We start from the raw sequence: 11632 nt of genomic DNA on the forward strand, positions 1-11632 counted from the left end.
GATGTTCTCGCTCCCCCACCGCTCGCCCCGGGATGTGCCGTTCACGTTCGACCATACGGCCCTGTTGCTGGTGGACATGCAGCGCGCCTGGCTGGAACCGCAATTCGACGCCCACCTGGAGGCACCCGAAGCCGAGTACTTCCTCCATCGCGCCCGCCAGCAGGTCATTCCCAACCAGCAGCGCTTGCTCGCTGCGATGCGAGCGGCGCGACAAAACGTGTTGCACACGCACATCGAAAGCCTCACCGCCGATGGCCGCGACCGGTCCCTGGATCACAAGCTGTCGGACATGCACCTGCCCAAGGGCAGCCCGGAGGCGCAGATCATTGGCGAGCTGGCGCCGCTTGAAAACGAAATCGTGCTGCCCAAGACGTCTTCCGGGGTTTTCAACTCCACCAACATCGACTATGTGCTGCGCAACCTGCAAACCCGGCACCTGATCGTCGCCGGCATCGTCACCGACCAGTGCGTCGACATGGCCGTGCGCGACGCCGCTGACCGTGGCTACCTGGTCACTTTGGTGGAAGATGCTTGCGCCACCTACACCGAACAACGCCACCTGGCATGCCTGAACGCGATCAAAGGCTATGGCTGGATCACCGACACCGAGACCGTCCTCGCTCGTTTGCAGGAGATGCAGCCATGAGCCGCCTCGATGCCGCCACAACCCTGGCCCCGCTGCCCGTGACCACGCTGGTGAGCACGGACCTGATCGGCGTGACCCGCGGGCGCTCGTTTCCCAGCGATGAGCTGCCCCACTACGTCACCGCCGGCTGTGGCTGGGTGCCGGCCAACAGCGCGCTCACGCCCCAGGACATCATTGCGTCAACCAACCCTTGGGGCGCTTATGGCGACCTGCGGCTGGTGCCGGATCTCTCCAGCCGAGTGACGGTGAACAATGGTCCCGATGCCCAGGCTCCCGCGTTGGACTTTATTCATTGCGACGTGCGCGAAACCGACGGCCGGGCCTGGGGTGCCTGCCCGCGCACGCTGTTGCAGGATGAAGTGGAGCGTTATCGCGCCGAGCTGGGCCTGCAAGTCTTTGCCGCGTTCGAGCATGAGTTCAGTCTCGACACGACGCCGTCCCAGCCCGATCGCCTGGCCTTCAGCCTCCAGGCCCAGCGCCAGCAGGCCGGGTTCGCCGGATGGTTGCTCAGCGCATTGCGAGCCGGTGGCGTCGAACCGGAAATGTTCCTGCCTGAATATGGCAAGCATCAGTACGAAATCACCTGTCGCCCGGCCTTGGGCGTGGCCGCGGCGGACCGTGCGGTGAACGTGCGGGAAATCACCCGCGAGATCGCCCGGCAAATGGAGCTGAACGTCAGCTTTGCCCCCAAGACCTCGGAAAATGCCGTGTGCAACGGCGTGCACCTGCACCTGAGCCTGCAAGACCTGAGTGGCGATCCGGTGCTTCACGACGCCGCCAGCGATAACGGCTTGTCCAGCCTCGGCCAACACTGGGCCGCCGGTGTGCTGCATTATCTGCCGGCGCTGTGTGCCCTGACCGCGCCGACGCCGGTGTCCTATGAGCGCCTGCAACCCCATCACTGGAGCGCATCCTATGCGTGCCTGGGACAGCGCAACCGCGAAGCGGCGTTGCGTATCTGCCCGACCGTGAGCCTGGGGAGTAAATCGGTGGCGACCCAGTACAACCTGGAATTTCGCGCCATGGACGCCACCGCCTCGCCGCACCTGGCGATGGCAGCGCTGTTGATCGCCGGGCGGCTGGGCATCCAGCAACGGCTGGCATTGAATGCCGTCACCGATGAAATACCCGATGAGCTGGATGAAGCACAACGTCGCGCCCGTGGCATTATCGCCCTGCCGACGACCCTGGCGCAGGCACTGGATTGCCTGCGCCATAGCGGGGCTCTGCTGGAGGCCTTGCCCGGCCCCCTGGTCGAAACCTACTTCGCCTTGAAGGCCCAGGAGCTAGCCTTGACCCAGGCGCTGACACCTGCCGAGCGTTGTGAGCACTATGCACGAATCTATTGAATGTGCCGAAGCGGGCCTGTACACCGGGCCGGCCTACCGACTGATCCGGGAAGACGCCGAGCACCCGGTACTGCTGGTGTGCGAACACGCCAGCCGCTTCATTCCCGCGCAGCTGAACGACCTGGGCCTGGACGAAACCGCCGCCCGGGAGCACATCGCCTGGGACATCGGCGCCCTGGCCCTGGCCGAACGCCTGTCCGAAACCCTCGGTGCGACGTTGCTGTCGGCCAACTATTCACGCTTGTTGATTGACCTCAACCGCCCGCTTCACGTGGCCGACAGCATTCCGCCCCAAAGCGAGATCTACCAGATTCCGGGCAACCATGCCCTGGACGAAGCCACGCGCCAATACCGCCAGCGCTGCCTGTTCCATCCCTTCCACGACCGCTTGCGCTCGCTGGTCGACGAACGCCTGGCGGCCAATCGGCCAGTGCGGGTCGTGGGCATACACAGTTTCACGCCGGTGTTCTACGGCCAACCGCGCGCCCTGGAAGCCGGCGTGCTGTTTGGCGCCGCCGAGGATTATGCCCAGCACATTGTCGATGGACTGAGTCGGCATTCACTGCGCGCGGCAGGTAACCAGCCCTACAAGATCAATCCCTTGACCGACATGACGGTCCCCGTGCATGGCGACGCGCGCGGCCTGGACTCGGTGTTGATCGAGGTACGCAACGACCTGCTGCGCGACCCCGCGGCGGTACGGACCTGGAGCGCTTACCTGGCCCCGTTGTTGTAGGAAAGCAGCGACAAGCTTTGAGCAATGAGCAACAAGCAGGGACACATCCACACACAGCTGAGAAGGAAAACGGCTAATGAGTATCGAGGCATTTGGCTACAAGCAAGAATTGAAACGCAGCCTGTCGCTGACCGACCTGGTGGTATACGGGATGATTTTCATGATCCCCATCGCACCGTTCGGCGTGTATGGCTACGTCAACGCCGAAGCGCCGGGGATGGTGCCGCTGGCGTACATCATTGGCATGGTGGCGATGCTGTTTACCGCGTTGAGCTACGGCAGCATGGCCCGGGCGTTTCCCGTGGCCGGTTCCGTCTATTCCTACGCGCAAAGGGGCCTTAACCCACACGTTGGCTTCATCGCTGGCTGGTTGATGTTGCTGGACTACCTGCTGATCCCACCGCTGCTTTATGTCTACGCGGCCATGGCGTTGAATCATTTGTACCCGGACATCCCCAAGGTCGGTTTCATCCTGGCCTTTCTGGTGAGCGCGACCTTCGTCAACCTGCGGGGGATTACCTTCACCGCGCGGATGAACATCATCTTCCTGCTGGCGCAGTTGGCGGTGCTGGGGATTTTCCTGTTCTACGCCTGGAATGCGCTGCACGGCGGTGCCGGTAACGGCCAATTGACCCTGGCGCCGCTGTACAGCCCGGAACACTTCAATTTCGCCCTGCTGATGCAAGCCGTGTCCATCGCCGTGTTGTCGTTCCTGGGCTTTGACGCCATTTCCACCCTGGCCGAGGAAATCAAGGGTGACCCGGGCCGCAGCGTCGGAAAGGCTGCGCTGGTGACCTTGCTGGTGATGGGGGCGATTTTCGTGGTGCAGACCTGGATCGCCACGGACCTGGCCGCAGGCATGGGTTTCAAGTCGGCCGACACCGCCTTCTATGAAATCGCCGAACTGGCGGCCGGCAGCTGGCTGGCGACCCTGACCGCCGTCGCCACGGCCCTGGCCTGGGGCGTGGCAGTGGCAATCACCTCGCAGGCGGCGGTGTCGCGCCTGTTGTTCGGCATGGCCCGGGACGGCAAGTTGCCCAAGGTACTGGCCAAGGTCCATCCGAAACACAACACCCCGTACCTGAGCATTTATCTGGTGGCGGTGCTGTCGCTGCTGATCTGTTACCTGTTCATCGACGCGGTGGACACCCTGACCTCATTGGTCAACTTCGGCGCCCTGAGCGGCTTCATGCTGCTGCACATCACCGTGATCAACCATTACTGGCGCCGCCAACGGTCCGGCCAGGTGATTCGCCATCTGCTCTGCCCGCTGGTCGGCTTCGTGATCGTCGCGGCCATCATGTACAACATGGGCGTGGACGCGCAAAAACTCGGCCTGATCTGGATCGCCGCCGGTGTGGTGTACCTGTGTGCGCTGAATAAATTCGGCCCCCACACGGTACTTGCGGATCCGGCCGCACCTTGAGATTCAGCGGTGAAGGATTCGACCCCGCCGTAGCTGTAACGCGTGGACATCGACAGTGATCGTCAAGCCTGGTGCCCGTCGCCAGGCGCCCTGGAACAGGAGTGCAATCCATGCTGGCCTTACGTCCAGTTCAGTTAACCGATCTGCCGCAACTGCAGCAGCTGGCCCGCGACAGCCTGGTAGGCGTCACGTCGCTTCCGGACGATACCGAGCGCCTGCGGGAAAAAATCCACGGCTCGTGCGCTTCGTTCGAAGCCGATGTGCAGAAACCCGGTGGAGAGAATTACTTTTTTGTCCTCCAGGACCTGGATTCCGGGCGCCTGGTGGGCTGCTCCGAAATCCTCTCCAGCACCGGCTGCAACGAACCGTTCTACAGCCTGCGCAACCGGCCGTTTTCCAGCGAGTCCCGTGAGCTGAACATCCAGCACGGTGTACCGGCGCTGTCGCTGTGCCAGGACCTCAATGGCCAGACCCTGCTGCGCGGCTTTCACATCGACGCCGGGCGGGTGCGCACGCCGGAATCGGAGCTGTTGTCCCGCGCTCGACTGATGTTCATCGCCGCCCACCCCCAGCGCTTTGCCGAATCGGTGATCACTGAAATTGTCGGCTACAGCGACGATGACGGTCAGTCGCCCTTCTGGGACGCCATCGGCCAGCACTTCTTCGACTTGCCCTACGTCGAGGCCGAACGGCTGTGCGGTTTGCAGAGCCGCACCTTCCTCGCCGAACTCATGCCGCAGTACCCGATCTATGTGCCCATGCTGCCGCAGGCGGCCCAGGACTGTATCGGCCGGGTGCATCCCGATGGCCAGGAAGCGTTCGACATCCTGGAGCGCGAGGGTTTCGAAACCAACAGCTATGTGGACATCTTCGACGGCGGGCCGACCTTGCATGCCCGTATCGCGAACGTTCGCTCCATTGCGCAGAGTCGTCTCGCCAGCGCCCGGCAAAGCTTGCAGATCGACGCTCGCGGCCGCTACCTGGTGAGCAACGATGGCCTGGGCAACTACCGCGCCATCGTCGCCGAACTGGACATCGATACCGAGGGTTGCGTGGACCTTACGCCCGACATGCTGGCTGCCCTGGACGCCACGGATGGCGAGCGGGTGCGGGTGATTGCCTTATGAATCTCATTCGACCTTATGCCTCGCATCGGCGCGAGGGCCGACACGCTCAAGGAGCTGCATCATGATTGTCCGTCCGGTCGCCATCACCGACCTCCCGGCATTGCTGGACCTGGCCCATTGTGCGGGCACCGGCCTCACCAGTCTGCCGGACAACGAAGAGCGCCTGGCCCATCGCGTGCGCTGGGCCCAGCGCACCTTTGCCGGGCAAGTCGAACGCGCCGATGCCGATTATCTATTCGTCCTCGAAGACGACGACCGCCAGGTAGTGGGGATCAGCGCACTGACCGGTGCGGTGGGCTTGCGCGAGCCCTGGTACAACTATCGGGTCGGCGTGACGGTCAGCTCGGCTCCGCAATTGGGCATACAGCGGCAGATCCCCACGCTGTTTCTCAGCAATGAGATGACTGGGCAATCGGAGATTTGCTCGTTGTTCCTGCACCCGGAGCAACGCCGCGGTCACAACGGCCGCCTGCTGTCACTGGCGCGCCTATTGTTCGTTGCCGAGTTCCCCCAGTTGTTCGGCGAAAAACTGATCGCCGAACTGCGGGGGCATGCCGACGAGCAAGGTTGTTCGCCGTTCTGGGACAGCCTGGGCCGGCACTTTTTCCAAAGGGAGTTCAGCCACGCCGACCAACTATCCGGCATGGGCAACAAGTCCTTCATTGCCGAACTGATGCCACGCCAGCCGCTGTACACCTGCCTGCTCACCGAACAGGCCCAGGCCGTGATCGGCAAGGCACACCCGAACTCGGAGCCGGCCCGCAAGATCCTGAGTGCCGAGGGTTTCAGCCATAAGGGCTACATCGACATCTTTGACGCCGGACCGGTCATCGAAGCCCCGGTTCCGAAGATCCGTACCGTGCGCGACAGCCAGGCGCTGACCCTGGCCATCGGCGCTCCGGATGAACAGGCACCGGTCTGGCTGATCCATAACCGGCGCTTGGAAAACTGCCGCGTCACCAGCGCCCGGGCCCACCAGCACGGCCACAGCCTGCTGGTCGACCGCCTGACCGCCAAACGCCTGCAAGTACAACCAGGCGACACGGTGCGCGCCGTGGCGTTGCCGCGCCAGGGACAACAGGCGGTGGCGGCCTAGCTTTCACGCCCAGCGCCTGCCGCTTGCCGCTCGCCCTCCTCCCTGGCTTCGCGGGATCGACTTCGGCCAGTCTGTCCCTGTACATTCGTCATCATGTACGGCCGTCCCGCGTGATAGCTTTCCATCCTTCGGCGTTGACACTTTTGCTCAAGCCTTTCCATTCCATTGGTGGAACTTATATGTCCAGGCTTTCCCATCAAGATTTGCGTCGTAACTTTCGCCAGCTGCTGGCTTCCAAGACCTGTTACCACACAGCCTCGGTGTTTGACCCGATGTCGGCGCGCATCGCCGCCGACCTGGGCTTTGAAGTGGGAATCCTGGGCGGCTCGGTAGCATCCCTGCAAGTGCTGGGCGCACCGGATTTCGCCCTCATCACCCTCAGCGAGTTCACCGAGCAGGCCACCCGCATCGGCCGCGTCGCCCAACTGCCGGTGATTGCCGACGCCGATCATGGCTACGGTAACGCCCTGAACGTCATGCGCACCATCATCGAACTCGAACGCGCCGGCATAGCGGCGCTGACCATCGAAGACACGCTGTTGCCGGCCCAGTTCGGGCGCAAATCGACTGATTTGATCAGTGTCGCCGAAGGCGTCGGCAAGATCCGCGCCGCATTGGAAGCGCGCGTCGATCCGGAAATGGCGATCGTTGCCCGGACCAATGCGGGCATATTGCCGGTCCAGGAAATTATCAGCCGCACCCGACAGTATGAGCGGGCCGGGGCTGACGGAATTTGCATGGTGGGCGTGCAAGACTTCGAGCACCTGGAACGGATCAGCGAAAACCTGACGGTGCCGTTGATGCTCGTCACCTATGGCAACCCGCTGCTGCGCGACGACAAGCGCCTGGCCGAACTGGGCGTGCGCGTCACCATCGATGGCCACGGCGCCTATTTCGCCGCCATCAAGGCCACCTACGACAGCCTGCGCGAACAGCGGCAGATCTTCACCCAGGCTTCGGACCTCAGCGCCACCGAACTGACCCACACCTACACCCAGCCTGAGGACTATATCCGTTGGGCCGAGGAGTACATGAGCGTCAAGGAGTAGCGGTAGGTCAGTGTGTTTTGATGTTGGATGTACTGGCGCTATCGCGAGCAGGCTCGCTCCCACAAGGATTTTGCGGTGGACACCCACAAACCCTGTGGGAGCGAGCCTGCTCGCGATAGCGTTCCCCCGGATGAAACGGGCCTTCAGCGCCCGCTACGCAACATCTCCCGGGGCACGTACTTGCCGATCTCGAACTTGCCGATTGCAGCGCGATGCACTTCATCCGGGCCGTCGGCCAGGCGCAGGGTCCGTTGCATGGCGTACATGTAGGCCAGCGGGAAGTCATTGGAAACCCCGGCGCCACCGTGGATCTGGATCGCCCGGTCGATGACTTTCAGGGCCACGTTCGGCGCAACGACCTTGATCTGGGCGATTTCACTCTTCGCCACTTTATTGCCCACCGTGTCCATCATGTACGCCGCCTTCAAGGTCAGCAGGCGCGCCATGTCGATTTCCATCCGCGAGTCGGCAATCTTGTCGATGTTGCCGCCCAGGCGCGCCAATGGCTGGCCGAACGCAGTGCGGCTGACGGCGCGCTTGCACATCAACTCCAGTGCGCGCTCGGCCATGCCGATGGAGCGCATGCAGTGATGGATCCGGCCCGGGCCAAGGCGACCCTGGGCAATTTCAAAGCCGCGTCCTTCACCCAACAGGACGTTTTCGTACGGCACCCGCACGTTATCGAACAGCACTTCGGCATGGCCGTGAGGCGCATCGTCGTAGCCGAACACCGGCAGCGGCCGTACGATTTTTACCCCAGGAGTGTCCACCGGCACCAGGATCATCGAGTGCTGCGCATGACGCGGCGCATCGGGGTTGCTCAGGCCCATGAAGATCAGGATCTTGCAGCGCGGGTCACAAGCCCCCGAGGTCCACCATTTCTTGCCGTTTATCACCCACTCGTCGCCATCACGCTCGGCCCGGGCGGCCATGTTGGTGGCGTCCGAGGAGGCAACGTCCGGCTCCGTCATGGCGAAGGCCGAGCGGATCTCACCGCGCAGCAGCGGCTCGAGCCAGCGTTGCTTCTGTTCTTCATTGGCGTAGCGCACCAGCACTTCCATGTTGCCGGTGTCCGGTGCCGAGCAGTTGAACGGCTCAGGGCCCAGCAGCGAGCGTCCCATGATTTCCGCCAGCGGTGCGTATTCCAGGTTGGTCAGGCCGGCGCCCAGTTCCGACTCAGGCAGGAAAAGATTCCACAGGCCTTCAGCCTTCGCCTTGGCCTTGAGCTCTTCCATGATCGCGGTGGGTTGCCAGCGGTCACCTTCGGCCACTTGGCGTTCGAACACCGCTTCGGCCGGGTAGACGTAGGCGTCCATGAACGCCGTGACGCGTTCACGCAGTTCCTGAACCTTGGGGGAATACGCGAAATCCATGAGCAGCACCTTCTTGGCAGAGGTTGTTTTAGGTCATGAAATCGATGCTAGATCAGCTACGAAAATTTACCTAACCTATTCTCGGCGTGTATTAACATTCATCACCGATATATGTTTCACTGATTCGCATCGCCACCCGGCACCTCAAAACAAGCCCAAGAATAAGAGTGCAGCGCCATGAACCTGAGCAAGGTCGATCTCAACCTTTTCATTGTCTTCGATGCGATCTACACCGAAGCCAACCTGACCCGCGCCGGGCAGATTGTCGGCATCACTCAGCCGGCCGTGTCCAATGCCCTGGCCCGCCTGCGCGAGACATTCAACGACCCGCTCTTCGTGCGCACCGCCCAAGGCATGGTGCCTACGCCCATGGCCCAGAACATTATCGGCCCGGTGCGCAACGCCCTGTCGCTGCTGCGGGTGTCGGTGCAAGAAAGCCGGATCTTCAACCCTTTGCAGGCCGTCAAGACCTACCGCATCAGCATGACCGACCTCACCGAAGGCGTGATCCTGCCGCCGCTGTTCCAGCGCTTGCGTCGCCTGGCGCCGACCGTGGCTATCGAGAGTTTTCTGTCCAAGCGCCGCGAAACCACCAAGGAACTGGCGGCCGGTCGCCTGGACTTCGCCGTGGACGCCCCGCTCAACACCGACCCGCAGGTACGACATGTCAAGCTGATGGAAGACCGCTACGTGTGCGCCATGCGCAAGGGCCACCCTCTGGCGGGCAAGGAAAAGATCAGCCTCGATGACTATCTGGCCCAGACCCACGTGCATATATCCAGCCGGCGCAACGGGCTGGGCTACGTCGACCTGGCGCTGGGCAAGATGGGGATCCAGCGCAAGATCGCCCTGCGCTCCCAGCATTACTTGATGGCTTCCCAGGTGCTGCAGCAAACCGACATGGTCATGACCGTGCCCGAGCGTTTTGCCCGCCGTCACGATTTGCATGCCTTTGTGCTACCGGTCAACGACGTGCCGCCGGTTGAAACCCATTTGTACTGGCACGAAAGCACCGACCAGGACCCGGCCAACCGCTGGATGCGCGAGCAGATGATCGAGTTGTGCCAGCAGGTGACGGCTCATGAGAAGAAGCTGGATAAGATCGTGTAGGCTCATGCCGCGTCATCGTTTTTCGCGAGCAAGCCCGCTCCCACATTGAGTACATAGTTCACGCAGCATTGTGTGTAGGACGCTAAACCTGTGGGAGCGGGCTTGCTCGCGAAGAGGCCAGCACAGACAACCCGCCCGCGATTGCTTGACGTGAACGTCAACCTGCCATTAGCTTAGCGCAGCCCTTTTCGTTTCGAGCGCGTCCATGAGCAGCCAGACCTACAGCATCTCCGACCTCGCCCGCGAGCTGGATATCACCACCCGGGCCATTCGTTTCTATGAGGAACAGGGCCTGCTGAGTCCTGAACGACGGGGCCAGGAACGCATTTATTCGCCACGGGACAAAGTCAGCCTCAAGCTGATCCTGCGGGGTAAGCGCATCGGGTTTTCCTTGGCCGAGTGCCGCGAGCTGATCGAGCTCTACGACCCCACCAGCGGCAACCAGAAGCAGCTGCACAGCATGCTGGCGAAAATCACCGAGCGCCGGGAACAGCTCGAACAGCAACTGCTGGACATCGAACAAATGAAGCTGGAACTCGACACCGCCGAAGAACGCTGCATCCAGGCGCTGGAGCAGACGATCAACGGGCAGGAAGCCATCCAATAACGACACCAATCTCTTATGGGAGCGGGCTTGCTCGCGAATGCGAATTTACCTTCGGTCTTATGTCGACTGACACACCGCTTTCGCGAGCAAGCCCGCTCCCACATGGGCTTGGTGCACCCACTTTTACAGGTCAACCCCCATGTCACTTCCCTCCTTTGTACGCCTGATCGAAGTCGGCCCCCGCGATGGCCTGCAGAATGAAGCGCAACCCATCAGCGTCGCCGACAAGGTGCGCCTGGTGGATGCGCTGAGCGCCGCCGGCCTGGGTTACATCGAGGTCGGCAGTTTTGTTTCGCCCAAGTGGGTACCGCAAATGGCCGGCTCCGCCGAGGTGTTCGCTCAAATCCAGCGCAAGCCCGGTGTTACCTATGGGGCCTTGGCGCCAAACCTGCGGGGTTTTGAAGATGCGCTGGCGGCAGGTGTGAAGGAAGTGGCGGTGTTCGCCGCCGCGTCCGAAGCGTTTTCCCAGCGCAACATCAACTGCTCCATCAAGGAAAGCCTGGAGCGCTTCGCGCCGATCATGGAGGCCGCCAAACAGCACGACGTCAGCGTGCGCGGTTACGTGTCCTGCGTGCTGGGCTGCCCATACGAAGGTGCCGTCAAGCCCGAGCAGGTCGCTTGGGTCGCTCGGGAGCTGTATGCAATGGGCTGCTACGAGGTGTCCCTGGGCGACACCATTGGCACGGGCACGGCGGGCGCGACTCGCAAGATGTTCGAGGTGGTTTCGGCCGATGTGCCCCGCGACAAGCTCGCCGGACATTTCCATGACACCTATGGCCAGGCGATGGCCAACGTATACGCCAGCCTGCTGGAAGGCATCGCCGTGTTCGACAGCTCCATCGCCGGTCTCGGTGGCTGCCCCTATGCCAAGGGCGCCAGCGGTAACGTTGCCACCGAAGACGTGCTGTACCTGCTCAATGGGTTGGGGATCGAAACCGGTATCGACCTGGACACATTGCTCGCCGCGGGCCAACAGATTTGTGACGTGCTCGGCCGCCCTACCGGTTCGCGCGTCGCCAAGGCCCGCAGCGCACAGTAAGGTGTTACCGCAGGCTTTGTAACGACAGCGAAACGAGTAACACGGAAACAATTTGTCTGCTTTGCCACGCTCGG

Annotated in this window: 11 protein-coding genes; 10 read left to right on the plus strand and 1 reads right to left on the minus strand. The window is 62.4% G+C overall.

Features of this window, described 5'->3' with window-relative positions:
• The first annotated feature begins 1 nt into the window (after position 1).
• The 7 genes from AD663_RS16935 (at position 2) to AD663_RS16965 (ending at position 7429) form a co-directional block, all read left to right on the plus strand.
• Entirely contained in the window at positions 2–646 is a 645-nt protein-coding gene (locus tag AD663_RS16935; protein WP_053214196.1) for an isochorismatase family cysteine hydrolase, read from the plus strand.
• Entirely contained in the window at positions 643–1995 is a 1353-nt protein-coding gene (locus tag AD663_RS16940; protein ID WP_003183091.1) for a glutamine synthetase family protein, read from the plus strand. Before AD663_RS16935 ends, AD663_RS16940 begins: the two co-directional genes overlap by 4 nt.
• The gene (locus tag AD663_RS16945; RefSeq protein WP_003183093.1) at positions 1979–2731 is read left to right on the plus strand and encodes an N-formylglutamate amidohydrolase; all 753 of its coding nucleotides are present in this window, start codon (positions 1979–1981) and stop codon (positions 2729–2731) included. The genes AD663_RS16940 and AD663_RS16945 overlap by 17 nt, the downstream gene beginning before the upstream one ends.
• 76 nt (positions 2732–2807) lie before the next feature.
• The gene (locus tag AD663_RS16950; RefSeq protein ID WP_003183095.1) at positions 2808–4157 is read left to right on the plus strand and encodes an APC family permease; all 1350 of its coding nucleotides are present in this window, start codon (positions 2808–2810) and stop codon (positions 4155–4157) included.
• Positions 4158–4267: 110 nt separating this feature from the next.
• Positions 4268–5284: an arginine N-succinyltransferase gene (locus AD663_RS16955; protein WP_053214197.1), complete on the plus strand. Its 1017-nt coding sequence runs from the start codon at positions 4268–4270 to the stop codon at positions 5282–5284.
• Positions 5285–5345: 61 nt separating this feature from the next.
• Positions 5346–6380 (plus strand): arginine N-succinyltransferase, encoded by a 1035-nt coding sequence (gene astA / locus AD663_RS16960; protein WP_053214198.1) that lies wholly within the window; start codon positions 5346–5348, stop codon positions 6378–6380.
• Positions 6381–6559: 179 nt separating this feature from the next.
• Positions 6560–7429 carry an oxaloacetate decarboxylase gene (locus tag AD663_RS16965; protein ID WP_053214199.1) on the plus strand — a complete coding sequence of 290 codons (870 nt, stop codon included), beginning with the start codon at positions 6560–6562 and terminating at the stop codon, positions 7427–7429.
• A 143-nt stretch (positions 7430–7572) separates the two neighbouring features.
• Here the strand turns inward: AD663_RS16965 and AD663_RS16970 are convergent, their stop codons facing one another.
• Positions 7573–8802 carry an acyl-CoA dehydrogenase gene (locus tag AD663_RS16970; protein WP_003183102.1) on the minus strand — a complete coding sequence of 410 codons (1230 nt, stop codon included), beginning with the start codon at positions 8800–8802 and terminating at the stop codon, positions 7573–7575.
• Positions 8803–8979: 177 nt separating this feature from the next.
• Between AD663_RS16970 and AD663_RS16975 the strand changes: the two genes are divergently transcribed.
• The 3 genes from AD663_RS16975 (at position 8980) to AD663_RS16985 (ending at position 11558) form a co-directional block, all read left to right on the plus strand.
• On the plus strand, positions 8980–9912 hold the full coding sequence (locus AD663_RS16975; protein ID WP_003183103.1) for a LysR family transcriptional regulator: 933 nt from the start codon (positions 8980–8982) through the stop codon (positions 9910–9912).
• Between the two features lie 205 nt (positions 9913–10117).
• A complete protein-coding gene (locus AD663_RS16980) occupies positions 10118–10519 on the plus strand; it encodes a MerR family DNA-binding transcriptional regulator (protein ID WP_003183105.1) in 402 nt (133 codons plus the stop codon).
• Between the two features lie 139 nt (positions 10520–10658).
• The gene (locus tag AD663_RS16985) at positions 10659–11558 is read left to right on the plus strand and encodes a hydroxymethylglutaryl-CoA lyase (protein WP_003183107.1); all 900 of its coding nucleotides are present in this window, start codon (positions 10659–10661) and stop codon (positions 11556–11558) included.
• Positions 11559–11632: the final 74 nt, after the last annotated feature.

This window comes from Pseudomonas sp. Q12-87, from assembly GCF_001269755.1.
GTDB lineage: Bacteria > Pseudomonadota > Gammaproteobacteria > Pseudomonadales > Pseudomonadaceae > Aquipseudomonas > Aquipseudomonas fluorescens_S.